This is a genomic window from Paenibacillus sp. TY11, assembly GCF_059772165.1.
Genome location: NZ_JCBAIQ010000002.1, coordinates 15422 through 31724, shown reverse-complemented (window position 1 = coordinate 31724; position 16303 = coordinate 15422). Strand labels below are relative to the sequence as shown.

The following is a 16303-nucleotide window of genomic DNA, read 5'->3' as shown; positions in this document are numbered from 1 at the left end:
TCTGATTTTGAGGAGGAGACGACAATGGAACGACATGACATGATGCAAGTGGGGTTAAGCCGAATCATTGAGGGGCAGCATCTTTCGCGTTCGGAGGCCCGTAGCGTGATGGAACAGATTATGAGTGGGAGTGCTACACAGGCGCAAATTGGCGGGCTGCTGACGGCTCTTCGCCTCAAAGGGGAAACGGTAGATGAAATCACTGGTTTTGCCGAGGCTATGCGTAGCTACGCTAGTCCAGTGCAAGCTGAAGAAGGCAGCGGTCGTTTGCTGGACACATGTGGCACTGGAGGTTCGGGTATTCACAAGTTTAATATTTCCACGATATCCGCGATCATCGCAGCTTCGGTTTCTGTACGGGTAGCAAAGCATGGCAACCGTTCTGCAAGTGGCCGTGCCGGGAGCGCTGATGTGCTGGAGGCATTGGGAGTCAACATTCATTTGACGAGTGATCAGGCTAGGTCATGTCTGGACCGAATCGGCATCTGCTTTTTATTCGCACAGCTGTATCATCCGTCTATGAAGCATGCCGCCGCGCCGCGCCGCGAGCTGGGTGTGCGGACGGTATTCAATATGCTTGGTCCTTTGACGAATCCGGCTGGTGCGGATCGGCAGTTGTTGGGCATTTATGACGCCGGAAAAACGCAAGTGATTGCAGAGGTACTGAATCAGCTCGGCTCCAAACGGGCCATGGTTGTCAGTAGTCTGGATGGACTCGATGAAATTAGTATTTCAGCTCCGACACGAGTATCCGAGCTGAAGGACGGAAAGGTTCACACGTTCGAGCTTCATCCGTCGGATCTGGGCTTGCAGACGCATTCTCTCGATCAGGTGCTGGGCGGCGATGCACAGGTTAACGCAGGTATTATACGACGAATTTTGAATGGAGAGCACGGAGCTTATCGGGATGTTGTATTAGCGAATGCAGGAGCGTGCATTTATGTATCAGGCGCAGCAGCTACCCTGACGGACGGAGTAGCACGAGCGGCAGAAGCCATTGACTCTGGACTGGCACTGTCCAAGCTGGATCAATTAATACAGGCAACGGGGGAATATCAATATGTATCTTGATAAAATTGTGGTGACGAAGCGACAAGAAGTGGAGCAGCTTAAGGAGCATTTTCAAATAAATAAAGCTGAACGATTAATTGCTGATTTACCTGCGACGAGAGGATTCGAAAATGCGATCGAGATCGGACGCAACCGTCCGCTCGGACTGATTGCTGAGGTGAAGAAGGCTTCACCGTCCAAAGGGTTGATCCGACCGGATTTTCATCCGGTGGACATTGCACGTGCATATGAGGGAGCAGGAGCCGATTGCATTTCTGTACTGACAGATGTGACGTATTTTCAGGGGAGCCCTGAATATTTACAGCAAATTCGCGATCAGGTGAAGATTCCGCTGCTGCGAAAGGATTTTATCATTGATGAACGGCAAATATATGAAGCTCGTCTGCTGGGAGCGGATGCGGTGCTGTTGATTGCCGCTATACTGGAACCGCGTGTATTAGGCTCCTTTTTACAAATCGCCAAGGACCTGGGGCTGGACGCATTGGTAGAGGTGCATGACAGTGAGGAGCTTAAAGCGGTGCTGGATCTGGGGACAGCAACCTTGATTGGCGTGAACAACCGAAATCTGCGGACATTTGAAACTCGTCTTCAGACGACAGAGGAGCTGATCTCACTGATTCCTAAAGGGGTTACGTTCATCAGTGAGAGCGGCATTGCGGGACCGGAAGATGTAAAGTATCTGCATTCGGTAGGTGCACACGGCATCCTGGTAGGGGAGCATCTGATGCGTAAGAAAGATGTAGGACAGGCTGTAGCCGAATTGATGGACGGGGTTAAAGCATGAACAAAACGGGCGTAAAAATTTGTGGACTTCAAAGCGTTGAAGTGCTAAAATCTATGGTAAACTTACCGGTCGATTATATAGGTTTTGTGTTTGCCGACAGTAAGCGCCGGATTGACGGCGCACAGGCTGGGGAGCTGCTTCGCGTATTGGATGAATGGACCCCAGGCAGCAGACCGCGCAGCGTGGGCGTATTTGTGAACCCTAGTGACGCACTGTTAAATGATGTGATAGAGAAAGCACCATTGGATGTCATTCAGTTGCATGGACAGGAGAGTCCGCAGCGCTGTCGGGAGATCAGGGAGCATTTTGGCACACAGGTATTCAAGGCATGGTCTGTGGACAGTCAAGGGCAGACTGAACGCTCGGCGGACGAATTGGATGCCTATTTCGGGACAATTGACGCTTTACTGCTGGATACATACGATCCCCTTTATGGTGGCGGCTCCGGAAAAACGTTTGCGTGGGATCGAATTCCTGCCTATCAGGCTTGGACCCATCAACATGGAATACCTTTGTTTGTAGCCGGCGGGCTGACTGCCGATAATGCGGAAAAGCTAGTTCATGAGTATCATCCCGATGGGCTGGATGTATCCAGCGGTGTAGAGACGAACGGTTTCAAGGACATTGCAAAAATCACAGCATTCGTAGAAAGGGTGAAGCAGGCATGACACAATTACCTGATAACAACGGACGTTTTGGAACATTTGGAGGACGTTTTGTACCGGAAACGTTGATGAACGCACTGATTGAATTGGAGGAATCCTACCGTAAGTACGCGGATGATCCCGAGTTTAAAGCAGAGTTGAACGGGCTTCTAAAGGACTATTCTGGTCGGGAAACGCCGCTTTATCATGCGGAGCGTCTGAGTCAGCATTTGGGCGGGGCTAAAATTTACTTGAAGCGCGAAGATTTAAATCATACCGGTGCTCACAAAATCAATAATGCATTAGCTCAGGGATTGTTGGCGAAGCGTATGGGTAAACAGAAGGTCATTGCTGAGACAGGCGCAGGACAGCATGGTGTCGCGACAGCGACTGTGGCTGCGTTGCTCGGATTGGAATGCAAGGTGTTTATGGGCGAAGAGGATACTGTTCGCCAGCAGCTAAACGTCTTTCGGATGCAGCTTTTGGGTGCAGAGGTCATTCCGGTGACATCGGGTACACGTACACTTAAGGATGCCGGGAATGAAGCTTTGCGTTACTGGGTCAGCCATGTCCATGATACGTTCTATATTTTGGGTTCAGCTGTCGGCCCGCATCCTTATCCGATGATGGTGCGGGACTTCCAACGTGTGATTGGTGATGAAACACGTCGCCAGATCCTAGAGAAGGAAGGCAGACTTCCGGATGTCATCGTGGCAGCGATCGGTGGCGGAAGCAATGCCATCGGCATGTTTTATCCTTTTATTGAGGATCAGGGTGTCGCTTTGATTGGCGTGGAGGCCGCTGGAAAAGGTGTCGAAACGGAATTCCATGCAGCTACGATGACCAAGGGAACACAAGGGGTCTTCCAAGGCTCTATGAGCTATCTGCTTCAGGATGAGTACGGACAAGTGCAGCCTGCGCATTCCATCTCGGCTGGACTGGATTATCCAGGTGTTGGACCGGAGCATTCATACCTGAAAGATATTGAGCGGGCCAAGTATGTTCCGATTACCGATCAGGAAGCGCTGGATGCGCTTCAGCTTCTCTGCCGTACCGAAGGAATACTTCCTGCATTAGAGTCGGCACATGCAGTTGCACAGGTCGTCAAGCTGGCACCTACCTTGACGGCAGATGATATTATCGTTATTTGTTTGTCTGGACGCGGGGATAAAGATGTGGACTCCATTATCAAGTATTTGGGAGGAAATCCGTCATGAATTTAATTGATCAGGCGTTTGGTCGCCTTAAAAATGAAGGTAAAACGGCATTAATTCCTTTTCTGACGGTAGGCGACCCGGATGTGGATACTACAATAGAGATCATTCGGCAGTTAGAGTCGGCCGGAGCTGACATATTGGAACTGGGTGTACCCTATTCCGACCCGCTGGCTGACGGTCCTGTAATTCAGCGCGCGTCTGAGCGTGCACTGAAACGGCAAATTTCCATCCGCACGTGCATGGAGACAGCTTCTCTGGCTAGGGCGGCAGGTTCAAGCCTGCCTTTTATTCTGTTCACGTATTATAACCCTGTATTACAGATGGGCATGGATGCTTTCTTTGCAGGCATGCAGGAGCACGGTATCAGCGGTCTGATTATTCCGGACCTTCCGCTTGAGGAAGCGGAGGAGCTGGGAGGACGGGCAGCAGAGGTGGGTGTGCATCTGATTCCTCTGGTGGCTCCAACTTCTGAACAGCGGATCGAGCGAATTGTCCGTCAGGCCCGAGGATTTGTATACTGTGTATCTTCGCTGGGTGTAACCGGGGAAAGAGCTTCCTTTTTTGAAGGTATAGAGGGCTTTATCGCACAGGTCAAACGTCATACGGATATTCCGGTAGCGGTGGGCTTTGGCATCTCCACTCGAGAGCAGGTAACTCGGTTTTCAAACATTTGCGATGGAGTTGTGGTCGGCAGTGCTATTGTACGTCAGGTGGAGGAGGCCATTCCATTGCTGGATGATTCTGCGCGCAGGGAAGAAGGTCTTTTGCAAATTCATAATTTTGTGGCACAATTAAAGCAGTAATGGGTGTCAAAATAGAGAGTAATAAATATAGTTCTGATTGGATAGAGGAGGTAGGGGCATGCAACCTAAACCGCATATTGTACATTTGCCAGTATATCAGCCCGGTAAACCGATTGAAGATGTGAAACGTGAGCTGGGACTCGATGAAGTCATCAAGCTCGCCTCGAACGAGAATCCGTACGGTAGTTCTCCCAAAGTATTGCAGGCCATTCAGCAGGAGTTTGCTAACATTAGTGTGTATCCTGACGGAAGCGCGGTAGCTTTGACACAGGCACTGGCTAAACGGACGGGTTTAAAAGAGGAACAGTTTATCTATGGCTGTGGCTCTGACGAAATTATTGCGTTGATTACGCGTGCTTTCCTCCTTCCCGGGGAAGAAAGCATCATGGCCGATCAGACATTTTCTGTATACAAAAGTAACGTGGAAATTGAGGGAGCGGTTGCTGTAGAGGTGCCTTTGCGTGACGGTGTACATGATTTGGATGCTATGCTGTCCCATATCAATGATCGTACGAAAATTATTTGGATTTGTAATCCAAATAACCCGACGGGCACGATTGTACCCGAAGCAGAGCTGATTGCGTTTTTGGACCAAGTACCAAAGCATATCATGGTTGTACTGGATGAAGCCTACGCCGAGTTTGTGACGGATCGCTCGTATCCAGACGGCATTCGTTTGTTGCCAGCGTATGAAAACCTGGTTGTACTGCGCACCTTCTCCAAAATCTATGGGCTTGCTTCGCTGCGCATTGGTTATGGTATGGGAGCCGAGTCAATCATTCGCTTGATAAATCAGGTTCGTGAACCGTTTAATACATCACGGGTAGCACAGGCTGCGGCCATTGCTGCCTTGGAAGATCAGGAATTTGTTCAAGAATGCCGGGATCGTAATGCAGAGGGCAGAGCTTATTTGCAAAATGAGCTGAAGCGTCTGGGACTGGAGTATTTCCCGGCACATGGTAATTTTATTATGCTGGATGTACGTCGTCCATCCGGTGAAGTATTCCAGGAGTTGCTTCGTAAAGGTGTGATTATTCGCGCAGGTCATCACAAATATCCGACATATATTAGGGTGTCGGTTGGATCACAGCCGCAAAATGAGTTGTTTATTCGTGCGCTGGAACAGGTCCTGGGGGCGGAAGCGGCGAAAGTACGCCTATAATTTCCGCAGATGGGATTTGATAATTGATGAAGATTGCCATTTTCGGCGTGGGACTGATTGGTGGGTCCCTCGCACTTTGTTTTAAAGGGAAGCCGGATATTACGGTTGTCGGCCATGCTCATCTCCCTGAACTGATGGAACCGATGTTAAGCCGTGGTGTCGTGGACACCGCGACTCTCTCGGTTGAAGAAGCGGCAGCGGATGCCGATTTTATTTTTTTATGCGTACCTGTGGGCTTACTGGAGCATTATCTCGAACTGTTAAGCAAGCTACCCCTTAAAGCGGGTTGTATTATCACTGATGTAGGCAGCACGAAATCGGCAATCGCCAAAAAAGCAACGGAAATTTCTTTGCGCAACGCTTACTTTATCGGGGGGCATCCGATGGCCGGCTCGGAGCGTTCCGGTGTAAAGGCTGCTTCCGCGTTGCTGTTTGAAAACGCATATTATGTACTCTCCCCGATAGAGGGTGTGCCTGAGGAAGCATACAGTTCGCTGGAACATTTATTAAAATATACGGGTGCTCATGTTGTGCGTGTCCAACCTAATATGCATGATGACATTGTCGGTGCGATTAGCCATCTTCCGCACATTATTGCAGCGGCGCTGGTGAATCAGGTACGAAAGCACAATGATGAAAATCCGTTGTACCGTACATTGGCTGCCGGGGGGTTCCGTGATATTACACGGATAGCCTCTAGTGATCCGGTTGTGTGGCGGGACATCTTGCTGAGCAATCGTGAAGTTTTACTAGGCCTGTTGGAAGAATGGAACGGGCAGATTGAGCGTTTTACCCATTTATTGAGAATACAAGACGGTGAGGGAATCGCTGACGAGTTTTTGACAGCTGGGCACTTCCGCAGTGAACTGCCAGAGCGTCGCAAAGGAGTCATCGTCTCAACGTTTGATCTGTATATTGATGTACCGGATACTCCAGGGATTATCGGACGAATTGCAATGGAACTGGGGAATCACAGCATTAATCTGAGTAATATGCAAATCATTGAAAGTCGGGAGGATGTTCCAGGCATCATGCGGCTTTCCTTCCGTCAAGAGCAGGATTGGGAACGTGCCAAGACCCTGCTTGATTCGATGGGCTATAAAGTGGTGGTATAGAAAGGAAAGTGTGTGTTGGTTAAGAAGACGCTCCGCGATTCATTTGATCTTACGATCGCTGTTGCCTGCGGATTTTCTGAATATATGTTCAAAGGTGAAAATCCGCAGGCAAAGGCGAACGCTACGCTTCTCCAGATTCAAATGAACCTCTGCGCTACGGATCGCCTTAAAAGCACCATACTTTCTGGGAGTGAAGTAGTAGAAAAGATTTAGAGCGGCCGGAGATTCTCTTCGCCTGCTTTTTTGTTATTTAAAAGCTAAAAAAAAGACCACCCGGGTAAAGCCCCGGGTGGTAGCTACTTTCAGTAAAGTAGCTGAGTAGGATAGGAGTGGAGAGAAACCATACTGTACTTTTATTATATGTATACGTTTTCATTTTGTCAATGATTTTTTAAAGCGTTTTCTTTTTATGCAATTATCCTTACTAGTGCATTTAAAATGGAACGTATTTGATGGGTTTGTCATTTTATCTTGAAAAAACTTAAAATTCGTTGAAAAGCTGTATATATGAATCAGTTGCCAGCGTTAGGGAGCCTTTGATGGAAATCGTGGGGATTTTGGACTTTTTTACTGGCGGCCATTTTGTGGTACAATGGGTAAGTCCATTTTGGATGTTGAATATTGTTGGGGATAGCACCGTTAATGTTGGCACTACATAGGGTAAGAAAATAACAAATGTTCCATGATGCTGTTTCATCCATTTGCGCAGAGGGCGCAACTTTTTTTGACCTGTTCGGTATATATAGACAGAATCGGACGGGAAAACAGCACATGTATGGGCGAGGAGGGTCTCACTCGGATGATGACAGATTCCCAGATGATTCAGGAAATCAAACAAGGTAATGTTGAGGTTTATTCAGAATTAATGAGGCGGCACCAACGTAAAATTTTAGCTTTTGTTTATCATATGCTGAAAAGTTCGAACCTGGAAATGATTGCTGAGGACTTATGCTCGGAGACGTTTTATAAAGCGTATCGGAGCCTGCACTCTTTTCGCGAGGTAGACGCATCTTTCTCCACTTGGTTATATACAATTGCACGCAATACGGTGCTAAGTGAGCTTCGTAAGCACCGCAGTGGTCAGGTTCCATTGGAGGAGAGCGGTTATGTACCAGTAGCTCCATCGGATGTAATTCCGGAGCAGGCCGTCCTTCGCGGCGAGAAGGTAGAGATGGTTCGTGAAGCGATCAACAGATTGCCTGAGAAGCAGCGATCTGCGCTGATTTTGCGTGAATATGAGCAATTGGACTATCAGGAGATTGCGACTATTTTAGGACAGACGGTCAGTGCGGTGAAGTCATTGCTTTTCCGGGCAAGAACCAGTGTGAAGACGCAGTTGGAGCCTTATTTTTTTGAGCCTCTCTATGAGGAAAACGAAGGGATGAGCAGCCAATGAAATCCAGGGACGCTGAGGATTTGTTCGCTACAGGCAAAAATGTATCGAAACAAGACTCGGAGCGCAGACGGGCCAAAAGCTCGTCTGCCGGGTGGGAGCATGGTTCGGAAGAAAATGAGTGGAATTTGTCAAAAGAAAGCCGATCCGCTATTCGTGATATTTCCTTTGAAATAACAGATGAACAAGCTGAGGCGATGAATCGCAGGGTCATGGATCGAATTTATGAAGAATCTCCGTGGCTTGTTCCGGGCGAGCATCGACGTGCGCGTGTGAACCCAGCAGCCCGTAAGTATATGTCTGTATGGATCGCCGGCTTCTTGGCCGTATTTTTGTGTAGCTTTTTGTTTTTGAACTGGAATGGAAGCTCCTCTCAGGAAAATCCCCCTCAAGCGGCACCTGTCATGGACACGGGTATTTTACCGACAGGCCTGCTGGAAACTACAAGTACATCTCCACAATATCAATACCACATTAAAGATGTGAATAGTGGCATTATGGACCCGCTGGTTGCAAGGATTGTTCCTACTTACCCGCAATATTGGATGTTGTTGTCTGTATTGGCACTTGCGCTTGCTTTATTTTCTCTGGGCTGGATCCATCGGGCGAGAAGGGTTAGAAATTAGCAGGACAGCTGGGCTCCAATATGAATTCATATCAATGCCTGAATAACAAAACAGCGGAGGAAACGACACGATGCTTATTGGCTTAATCAGACATGGATTGACGGATTGGAATGCGGTAGGTAAAATCCAAGGCCACAGTGATATTCCGTTGAATGAGGAAGGGCGTCGGCAGGCACGCTTGCTGGCAGAACGATTAAAGGAAGAGCCTTATCATTGGGACGGACTTATTACAAGTAGTCTCTCCAGAGCGAAAGAGACGGGGGATATTATTGCTTCTGCTCTGCATCTCCCGTTGCTGGAACCTGACGATCGACTAAGAGAACGTGCTTATGGTCAGGTTGAGGGCATGACACAGACCGAACGTGAAGAGAAGTGGGGAGTCAACTGGCATCTGTTAGATCTAGGGCAGGAGAGCGATGAGAATCTTCAGCTTCGCGGGCTAGCTTTTATGGAGGCCATTTGGACAGAAAATCGGGACAAGAATCTGCTGGTCGTTTCCCATGGTGGTTTTTTAGCTAATTTGTATAAGGCTCTGTACCAGGAAAAATTCACGGAACGAATTGGCAATTTGTCACTAAGTGTACTCCAGCGTGAGGATACGGATTGGGCACCACTTCTGTATAATTGCACGAAGCATTTGCAAGAGAAAAGTGACTGTAACTCAAAAAGTTAGTGAAAGACCACGGCTTCTACTCATCGTAGGAATCGTGGTCTTTTTGTTTTTTAATTATACCTTTGCAAAAAAATAGGTTTAGAGTCTGAACATTCCGTCAAAGCTGTGGGTACAACAGGTAAGAATCATTTCCGGATGACAGTCCAGTGACGAGGCGATGGAACAATGAATCTGGCGGATATGCTGACATTTGCGGATATTGTGCATTTGAACAGAATCGCGGTGTATTACGATTGTGACTGTAAACCCAATTCCAAGCATGAATTGATCCAGGGGATTTTGACGAAGCTCGGCAGTAGTAGTTTTTTTGAGATGCAGGTCAAGGAGCTGCGGTTGTCAGAGGTAAGGTTTCTGAACGCGCTGCTGTTCGATGACCGACCTTATTTCAGTATGGAGGAATTGATTGCGATTGCCAAACAGTCTGTCGAGGAGGACGGAAATCCTGGTGAGCGACCACGGGACATTGTGACCCGCCTTCGTTCTAGTGGCTGGTTGTTCAACGGTTCGACGCACAATACGAGGTATTTATACCAAATTCCGTTGGACATGAAGGAGCGCTTTCGCCGCGTTATGGTACATGACTTCCAAAACGGAATGACCCGGGTAAGTGAACCGTCGTCGTACCGGGATGAAGGGCATCTACTGGCGGAGGATTTACGGCTTTTCCTTCAATACATGGGGCAGCATGAGGTTCCACTAAATCCCGAGGGCGCCTGGTACCGTCGCCATCAGCAGCAGCTGATGGAGCATTTCCACATTGCGGAGCCGCTTCTGGGTAAAGGAGGATGGCGTTTCGGGTATGGCTCCTCTTTTAAGTTTTATCCGGATCGAATGGCACTACTGTATGATTATGCCCGTCACTCCAAGTACATTGAGGAGAAGGGGGACCAGGTTGTGCTGACGGCAAAGGGTGAGGCGCACCAGGAGCACCAGGAGCACACAATCGAGGACGAAATGATACAGCTATTCAGGTTTTGGTTAAGATTGTATAAAGGAGCCGTACCCAATCTGCTTTCTCTAGTCTACTGGATTGGAGAATGTGCCAGGCCGTGGACGTCCTCAGAGTCGCTTTTTGTACATATCGGCCCGCTGATCCGACCGTTTTACTACGATACGCCCCGTTCGGTCTTTGATCAGAGGATTATACGAATGATGCTTCACTTGGGTATGCTTCGTCAGGGTGAGCATTCAACGGGACCATCTGTACAAATGACGGCCTGGGGGCTGAAGTTGGCGGGAGAGTACCGCATTGGGCGGAACGACTCGGGTATACGGCTCCATTGACAAGCAGCACACATGTTGATAGAATTTCACCCAAAATGAGAGGGTGAAGTTGATGCTGGTTCACTATAACGGAAACATGCCACAGCTCCATTCATCTGTCTATGTGGCAGAAGGAGCAAAAATTGTCGGAAAAGTAACGATCGGTCAAGATTCCTCTGTATGGTTTAATGCCGTGCTGCGCGGGGATATGGCACCTATCGTCATCGGTGAACGCTGCAATATTCAGGACGGTGTCGTGGGACATGTGAACACGGATCAGCCCCTGTTGCTGGCGGATGACATTTCGGTAGGACATGCTGCAATTATCCACGGCTGTACGGTAGGCAAAGGCACTTTAATCGGTATGGGGGCCATTGTACTCAACGGAGCGGAGCTTGGTGAATATGCTTTAATAGGAGCAGGGTCGGTCGTTACGGAAAATACCAAAATACCACCCTATACTCTTTCTCTCGGTACACCTGCCAAAGTGGTGCGAGAATTGACAGATGCAGATTTGCAGCGGATGTCAAGAACGACACTCAGCTATGTGACAAAAGGAAAAGAATATAGGATCTCTTAAACTCATGTTGGAGGTGCATCCTATGGATAAAATGAAGGTTACTTATGAAGTAATGTTGGGCCTGTCTGCTGAAATGGTTTTGGACGAGGCATTACGTAAACACCGGAGTGAAAAACTCTACAAGGATATTGATGAGGCGCTAGCCTCCGGAGATGAAGTAGCTTTTCGTCATCTTACGGATGAGCTGAAAGCAATGAGTTAGAACGATTTTAGGAAGCTTAAGTTGGACATTTCAGACAAATCGTCAGTTCGAGATTATAATCATCAAACCTGACCGTAGCGCGGTCAGGTTTTTTTGATACGCTTGGATATGATATAGTCTTTGTAGGATAGAGCCTGTACAAGGCATCTGTCGTATGAACGGAGGATGAAGGACGTGTCGTTATCTTATTTGTGGAGCCGGTCGTTCTTGACGAGCCGGCCTTTTTTATGGCTGCTGTTCTGGTGTAATCTGGTTGGAACGGTGTATGGGTACATATGGTATGGGGGGCAGTTGGAATATACACTAAACTATCACCCGATGTGGCAGATTGTATTTGTGCCTGATAGTCCGACGGCCAGTCTGTTTTTTACGATTTCTATAGCATTTTTGCTCTATCCTCCACGTCTCAAGAGCTTGAAGGTCATTCGTCAGATCATGGAGGCGTTGGCTGTCGTCACGAGTGTAAAGTACGGCATCTGGGCTTCAGCTATTATTTTTTGGGGAGTTGCGCAGGGTGGACATATGATATGGCAGGATTGGATGCTGGTGGCATCTCACACGGCAATGGCGGTCGAAGCGTTGCTGTTCGTGCGTTTTTTCACCTGTAAATGGACTGCTTTATGCTTAGCCGCTCTTTGGACACTGTTAAATGATACGATGGATTATACATTTGGTATATACCCGTATTTACCAAAAACGCTAACGGATGATGTACCGCAAGTGCGAGCTTTTACCTATATGCTGACCCTTGTCAGTATTATAGCGGCATGGCTTGCCATGTTTGTGCGCAATCGAATGGCATCTTCTGATCATTCCTTATGAATTCCATGAAGAAACAGCAGAATGGGACTAGAAGTGGAGAAATAGAGATGAACATTGTTATAAACCAAAAAGAATATATATTTAAAAAAGGAATTCGTAATGATCATAAAATAAGAAGGAGCTTTAATCAATTAGCTGAACAAAGTTTTGGTTTTGATTTTGAAGCTTGGTATCAATTAGGATTTTGGAATGAAAAATATATACCTTATGTACTTTTAAATGGGGAAGCTGTTGTGGCTAATGTATCTGTAAGTCTGATGGATTTTTATTTGTCGGGTGAAATGAGAAAGTACATCCAAATCGGAACTGTAATGACGGATGCTAACTATAGGAATCAAGGTTTGAGTCGTTTTTTAATAGAACGTGTACTAGAAGATTGGCATAGCAACTGTGATGCTATGTATTTGTTCGCGAAGGATAGTGTGAAGGATTTTTATCCTAAATTTGGGTTTGTTTCGGCCCAAGAGTATCAATTGAATCGGGACGTAACCACAAACAAGCTGGACATTAAAGTTGAAAAATTGAACATGGAAGAGCAGTCAGATTTAAAGTTACTGAAAAATAAAAGCGCTGACTTAAATCCGTATTCACTTTTTGCTACGGAAAGCAGTGAGTGGTTGGTCTTATTCTATGGCATCTCGTTTTTTAAAAATAAATTTTTGTATATACCTCAATACAACACAATTGTGGTTGCAGATTTTGAAGGGGATACGATGAACTGTTACGATATTTATGGAACCGGCGAAATCCCTATGGACAGGATACTGTCAGCAGTAATGAAAAAAGAGACGAAGAAGGTTGTTTTTGGTTTTACTCCAAAAGAACAGGAAGGCTGTGAAATTTCTCTATTGAAACAGGAAGATACCACGCTATTTTATAAAACTAAAGATCAAAACATATGTAAAGGAAATAAACGGATGTTTCCTATTTTGTCCCGGGCATAACCTGGCTTAAAACGATTCTCCCTAAAGCAAGTTCTAGTCCCGGTAACCTTGCCATACAGTAAGGTGAGGAGGGATGTCCCATGATTAGGGGTCAGGCGTTTCAGGTTATGATACGTATTGTTTCGAGTGTTGTTTTATTTATGGTCCTGCTGCTGTCCATCTGTGTCCCTCCAGGTATGGCAGAAGCACGTGACCATTCAAAACCCGTAGGGAATACAAAGGAAATTGAGGAACTGGATCATGCAGCCGCGATACTGTACCGGGACGTGATGGACGGGAACATTGAAAAAGCGCGCGCGGATGTAACCGAGGTGAGCCAATGGTTCAGCACCGGACAGGTACAGGCAGCGCTAACTGTAGAGGCCATTCATGCTTTATCCGGCAGCATCCTTGAGGTGCAGCAAGCTACACAGTCCGTGCAAGCATCACCGGATGAGTGGGTGAAAGCTGCGGCAAATTTACGACTTGCGACAGATGCGCTTGCACATCCGCGCCAGCCCTTATGGCAGCAGTATTATAAGATATTAAAAGAAGATGTTAGTGGCTTGAACAGCCAGTTTGCTAAAGGTAACATGAAGGGTTTTAAAGCTGGAGCCGCAGTGCTGGAGGACCACTATGAGACGATCCGTACAGCAGCATTGATTCATGGCAGAACAAGCGAGGTCGTACGGGCTGATTCATGGATTTCCTACGTCAAAGGATTGGGGGATCAGCAAAATGCAGATGCCTCAGCGATTAGAGGGGCATTGGAGCAGGGAAACCCAACATTTAATGCCTTGTTTGGACGTGAAAAAGACGCCACTGCACTGGCGCCATTTATTCCGCGTGAAAGTGAGCGCCGGGCAGAATTGGCAATCGGCATGATTATTCTGCTGGCGCTGGCCTATGTGGGTTACCGTAAATATCGAGCTGCTTTCTCTAGGTAACGATGAAAAGTTCGAACATTCGCGTCTTTGGCTGCTGAGCCATCCATATATGTTAGTCCATCGCCCGGATTTCCGGGCTATTCCTCTTTGAACCCCTCTCCATGTACATCGTGTACATCCTGTATGATGATAAACGCCCGTGGATCAACCGATTTAACAATTTGGTGCAAACGTCGTATTTCCTGACGGGACACGACACAATAGGCAACATGCTTGGCCTGCTTGGAAAATGCACCTACAGCCGGAATAATTGTAACTCCGCGATCCATGTCCCTAGTAATAATATCCGCAATGTCCATCGTATGGTCGCTGATAATCATAAAGGCTCTGGCGGAATAGGCCCCTTCTTGTATAAAATCAATAATCTTGGACGCGATGAACACAGCGACAAGTGTATATAGAATTTTTTCTTTTGGTATGTAAAGTAGTGAAGCACCGATAATGACAATGTCAATCACCAGCAGAATCCTTCCCATACTCCAGCCAAACTTTCGGTTTAAAATACGCGCGATAATATCCGAGCCACCCGTGGTACCGCCAAAGCGGAACACAATACCTAACCCGGCCCCAATCGTAACCCCGGCATATAATGAAGAAAGTATAAAATCGTGTTCAGTCTGAAAGGTCCCCATCCATCCGAGATGAATCATTTTTTCAAACAACCACAGAAAAAAAGTGAGCGACCCGATACCGACCCCTGTATATAGAATTTGCTTGCCGCCAAGCATTTTCCATCCAATTAAAAATAGAGGAATGTTCAGAAGCAAAGTGGAAAGAGAAGGTGAAATTGAAAAAGCATAATTGAGCAGCAGGGTGATACCTGTAATACCGCCTTCCATCAGTTTACTGGGTATAATAAAATAAAGCAGACCGAATGCATAGATGGCGGTGCCGAGCACAATGGATAAAATCATTTTAAGCTGTTCCATGGACTTGGATATCTTCATGTGATCCCTCGCAGTAGCAGTTTAAGGATGAACGACTTCATGCTGATTTTGCTAAATCGCAGATCCTTATGTTTAGTATACCTTTTTACGGTAGCTTTAAAAGAATGATGACTGCAAGTTGGGGTTGTAAGTTCACAATTAAAAAAAATTTGTTTTAAAATGGGCTTTACGATAACATATGAATAAACCTGCACATGGGGGGATTGCGTGTTTCATGGAAAAATCGTTAGATGAAATTCAACGTGAGGTAGACCAGTATATATCTCAATTTAAGGAAGGGTATTTCAGCCCCTTGGCGATGTTAGCCCGGATGTCTGAGGAAGTCGGGGAACTGGCGAGGGAAGTGAATCACTCCTTTGGCGAGAAACCGAAAAAAACGGATGAGGCGGACAATTCCATTGAGCTGGAGCTGGGGGACATTTTGTTCATCACAGTTTGTTTTGCGAACTCACTAGGTATAAATTTGACCGAGGCTCATGATAAGGTCATGCATAAATTTAACACGCGTGACGCGAATCGCTGGACCAAAAAGGACACCGATTAGGCGCTTTGTACATATGCTGTACCAAACCGGTTACCCGGAGGTGCAGTGTCATGAAGGCGGAGGAATACGTTCAGAAAGCTTATCAGTGCATTTTGCAGAACGATTTTGAGCAGGCCGTGGAATGGTTTGAAAAAGCGATTTCAGCCCAACCTGATCATGCGGAGCATTATTTCAGGTGCTCGGTTACCTATGCTCGCAGTGGACGTTTGGAGCAGGCCCTCGAATATGCAGAGCATGCGGTTCGTCTGGCTCCACAGCAGGATGAATATGTTCTTCATCTGCATGCGCAGGAAGCCAGACAATATACGGAGAAGGCCAGAAAAATGCTGGATGTCGACAGAGCTACGCCACAGTTGCGTCGAGATGCGATCTTGCTGCTGGAACGGGCAATTGCCCTTGATCCGTTATGTGGTGACGCTTTTTTGCTGCTTGCATTGATTTATGACGAATTGAATGAATATAAGCTGGCTGTGCAGGCTGCTCGTGAGGCGGCTGCGCTGTTTCCTCACAATGTACAACTTGCCAACCTCATGAAGAAGTTATGCCAGCAGATGAATGAACAGATCTAGCACAAATTGATGCATAAG

At 47.1% G+C, this 16303-nt stretch carries 20 protein-coding genes; 19 read left to right on the top strand and 1 reads right to left on the bottom strand.

Annotated features, from left to right (window positions below; all coding sequences use genetic code 11):
* The first annotated feature begins 24 nt into the window (after positions 1-24).
* The 17 genes from trpD (at position 25) to AC6EJC_RS02185 (ending at position 14225) form a co-directional block, all read left to right on the top strand.
* A complete protein-coding gene (gene trpD, locus AC6EJC_RS02265) occupies positions 25-1071 on the top strand; it encodes an anthranilate phosphoribosyltransferase (RefSeq protein WP_444952547.1) in 1047 nt (348 codons plus the stop codon).
* Positions 1061-1855, top strand: coding sequence for an indole-3-glycerol phosphate synthase TrpC (gene trpC / locus AC6EJC_RS02260; RefSeq protein WP_444952546.1), 795 nt, complete (start codon positions 1061-1063; stop codon positions 1853-1855). The genes trpD and trpC overlap by 11 nt, the downstream gene beginning before the upstream one ends.
* Positions 1852-2523, top strand: a complete 672-nt coding sequence (locus AC6EJC_RS02255) for a phosphoribosylanthranilate isomerase (RefSeq protein WP_444952545.1) — start codon at positions 1852-1854, stop codon at positions 2521-2523. Before trpC ends, AC6EJC_RS02255 begins: the two co-directional genes overlap by 4 nt.
* Positions 2520-3716: a tryptophan synthase subunit beta gene (gene trpB, locus AC6EJC_RS02250; RefSeq protein ID WP_013310713.1), complete on the top strand. Its 1197-nt coding sequence runs from the start codon at positions 2520-2522 to the stop codon at positions 3714-3716. The genes AC6EJC_RS02255 and trpB overlap by 4 nt, the downstream gene beginning before the upstream one ends.
* Entirely contained in the window at positions 3713-4519 is an 807-nt protein-coding gene (gene trpA / locus AC6EJC_RS02245) for a tryptophan synthase subunit alpha (protein ID WP_444952544.1), read from the top strand. The genes trpB and trpA overlap by 4 nt, the downstream gene beginning before the upstream one ends.
* Before the next feature lie 58 nt (positions 4520-4577).
* A complete protein-coding gene (hisC, locus tag AC6EJC_RS02240; protein ID WP_444952543.1) occupies positions 4578-5681 on the top strand; it encodes a histidinol-phosphate transaminase in 1104 nt (367 codons plus the stop codon).
* Between the two features lie 26 nt (positions 5682-5707).
* A complete protein-coding gene (locus tag AC6EJC_RS02235; protein ID WP_444952542.1) occupies positions 5708-6796 on the top strand; it encodes a prephenate dehydrogenase in 1089 nt (362 codons plus the stop codon).
* Positions 6797-6811: 15 nt separating this feature from the next.
* Positions 6812-7009 carry a hypothetical protein gene (locus AC6EJC_RS02230; protein WP_444952541.1) on the top strand — a complete coding sequence of 66 codons (198 nt, stop codon included), beginning with the start codon at positions 6812-6814 and terminating at the stop codon, positions 7007-7009.
* 586 nt (positions 7010-7595) lie between these two features.
* Positions 7596-8192 (top strand): RNA polymerase sigma factor, encoded by a 597-nt coding sequence (locus AC6EJC_RS02225; protein WP_013310707.1) that lies wholly within the window; start codon positions 7596-7598, stop codon positions 8190-8192.
* A complete protein-coding gene (locus tag AC6EJC_RS02220) occupies positions 8189-8815 on the top strand; it encodes an anti-sigma factor (RefSeq protein WP_444952540.1) in 627 nt (208 codons plus the stop codon). The genes AC6EJC_RS02225 and AC6EJC_RS02220 overlap by 4 nt, the downstream gene beginning before the upstream one ends.
* 70 nt (positions 8816-8885) lie before the next feature.
* Positions 8886-9488, top strand: coding sequence for a histidine phosphatase family protein (locus AC6EJC_RS02215; protein WP_444952539.1), 603 nt, complete (start codon positions 8886-8888; stop codon positions 9486-9488).
* A 165-nt stretch (positions 9489-9653) separates the two neighbouring features.
* Positions 9654-10772: a hypothetical protein gene (locus AC6EJC_RS02210; protein ID WP_444952538.1), complete on the top strand. Its 1119-nt coding sequence runs from the start codon at positions 9654-9656 to the stop codon at positions 10770-10772.
* 52 nt (positions 10773-10824) lie between these two features.
* Positions 10825-11331, top strand: coding sequence for a gamma carbonic anhydrase family protein (locus AC6EJC_RS02205; protein WP_444952537.1), 507 nt, complete (start codon positions 10825-10827; stop codon positions 11329-11331).
* 22 nt (positions 11332-11353) lie between these two features.
* Positions 11354-11533: an IDEAL domain-containing protein gene (locus tag AC6EJC_RS02200; RefSeq protein WP_013371655.1), complete on the top strand. Its 180-nt coding sequence runs from the start codon at positions 11354-11356 to the stop codon at positions 11531-11533.
* Positions 11534-11707: 174 nt separating this feature from the next.
* Entirely contained in the window at positions 11708-12355 is a 648-nt protein-coding gene (locus tag AC6EJC_RS02195; protein WP_444952536.1) for a DUF1405 domain-containing protein, read from the top strand.
* A 47-nt stretch (positions 12356-12402) separates the two neighbouring features.
* Entirely contained in the window at positions 12403-13299 is an 897-nt protein-coding gene (locus AC6EJC_RS02190) for a GNAT family N-acetyltransferase (protein ID WP_444952535.1), read from the top strand.
* Positions 13300-13379: 80 nt separating this feature from the next.
* A complete protein-coding gene (locus AC6EJC_RS02185; protein ID WP_444952534.1) occupies positions 13380-14225 on the top strand; it encodes a sporulation protein YpjB in 846 nt (281 codons plus the stop codon).
* Between the two features lie 77 nt (positions 14226-14302).
* Here the strand turns inward: AC6EJC_RS02185 and AC6EJC_RS02180 are convergent, their stop codons facing one another.
* Complete coding sequence (locus AC6EJC_RS02180; protein ID WP_444952533.1) at positions 14303-15172, bottom strand: YitT family protein; 870 nt, start codon at positions 15170-15172, stop codon at positions 14303-14305.
* A 214-nt stretch (positions 15173-15386) separates the two neighbouring features.
* On the opposite strand from AC6EJC_RS02180, the gene AC6EJC_RS02175 reads away from it, so the two are divergent.
* Together AC6EJC_RS02175 and AC6EJC_RS02170 are read left to right on the top strand one after the other, a co-directional pair.
* Entirely contained in the window at positions 15387-15716 is a 330-nt protein-coding gene (locus AC6EJC_RS02175) for a nucleotide pyrophosphohydrolase (protein WP_007430805.1), read from the top strand.
* A gap of 50 nt (positions 15717-15766) precedes the next feature.
* Positions 15767-16285: a tetratricopeptide repeat protein gene (locus AC6EJC_RS02170; RefSeq protein ID WP_444952532.1), complete on the top strand. Its 519-nt coding sequence runs from the start codon at positions 15767-15769 to the stop codon at positions 16283-16285.
* The last annotated feature ends 18 nt before the right edge of the window (positions 16286-16303 follow it).

Excerpts from the sequence above, each read along its gene's own strand:
- trpD (WP_444952547.1), top strand. The coding sequence starts at position 25 with ATGGAACGACATGACATGATGCAAGTGGGGTTAAGCCGAATCATTGAG.
- trpC (WP_444952546.1), top strand. The coding sequence starts at position 1,061 with ATGTATCTTGATAAAATTGTGGTGACGAAGCGACAAGAAGTGGAGCAG.
- AC6EJC_RS02255 (WP_444952545.1), top strand. The coding sequence starts at position 1,852 with ATGAACAAAACGGGCGTAAAAATTTGTGGACTTCAAAGCGTTGAAGTG.
- trpB (WP_013310713.1), top strand. The coding sequence starts at position 2,520 with ATGACACAATTACCTGATAACAACGGACGTTTTGGAACATTTGGAGGA.
- trpA (WP_444952544.1), top strand. The coding sequence starts at position 3,713 with ATGAATTTAATTGATCAGGCGTTTGGTCGCCTTAAAAATGAAGGTAAA.
- hisC (WP_444952543.1), top strand. The coding sequence starts at position 4,578 with ATGCAACCTAAACCGCATATTGTACATTTGCCAGTATATCAGCCCGGT.
- AC6EJC_RS02235 (WP_444952542.1), top strand. The coding sequence starts at position 5,708 with ATGAAGATTGCCATTTTCGGCGTGGGACTGATTGGTGGGTCCCTCGCA.
- AC6EJC_RS02225 (WP_013310707.1), top strand. The coding sequence starts at position 7,596 with ATGATGACAGATTCCCAGATGATTCAGGAAATCAAACAAGGTAATGTT.
- AC6EJC_RS02220 (WP_444952540.1), top strand. The coding sequence starts at position 8,189 with ATGAAATCCAGGGACGCTGAGGATTTGTTCGCTACAGGCAAAAATGTA.
- AC6EJC_RS02215 (WP_444952539.1), top strand. The coding sequence starts at position 8,886 with ATGCTTATTGGCTTAATCAGACATGGATTGACGGATTGGAATGCGGTA.
- AC6EJC_RS02210 (WP_444952538.1), top strand. The coding sequence starts at position 9,654 with ATGAATCTGGCGGATATGCTGACATTTGCGGATATTGTGCATTTGAAC.
- AC6EJC_RS02205 (WP_444952537.1), top strand. The coding sequence starts at position 10,825 with ATGCTGGTTCACTATAACGGAAACATGCCACAGCTCCATTCATCTGTC.
- AC6EJC_RS02200 (WP_013371655.1), top strand. The coding sequence starts at position 11,354 with ATGGATAAAATGAAGGTTACTTATGAAGTAATGTTGGGCCTGTCTGCT.
- AC6EJC_RS02190 (WP_444952535.1), top strand. The coding sequence starts at position 12,403 with ATGAACATTGTTATAAACCAAAAAGAATATATATTTAAAAAAGGAATT.
- AC6EJC_RS02185 (WP_444952534.1), top strand. The coding sequence starts at position 13,380 with ATGATTAGGGGTCAGGCGTTTCAGGTTATGATACGTATTGTTTCGAGT.
- AC6EJC_RS02180 (WP_444952533.1), bottom strand. The coding sequence starts at position 15,172 with ATGAAGATATCCAAGTCCATGGAACAGCTTAAAATGATTTTATCCATT.
- AC6EJC_RS02175 (WP_007430805.1), top strand. The coding sequence starts at position 15,387 with ATGGAAAAATCGTTAGATGAAATTCAACGTGAGGTAGACCAGTATATA.
- AC6EJC_RS02170 (WP_444952532.1), top strand. The coding sequence starts at position 15,767 with ATGAAGGCGGAGGAATACGTTCAGAAAGCTTATCAGTGCATTTTGCAG.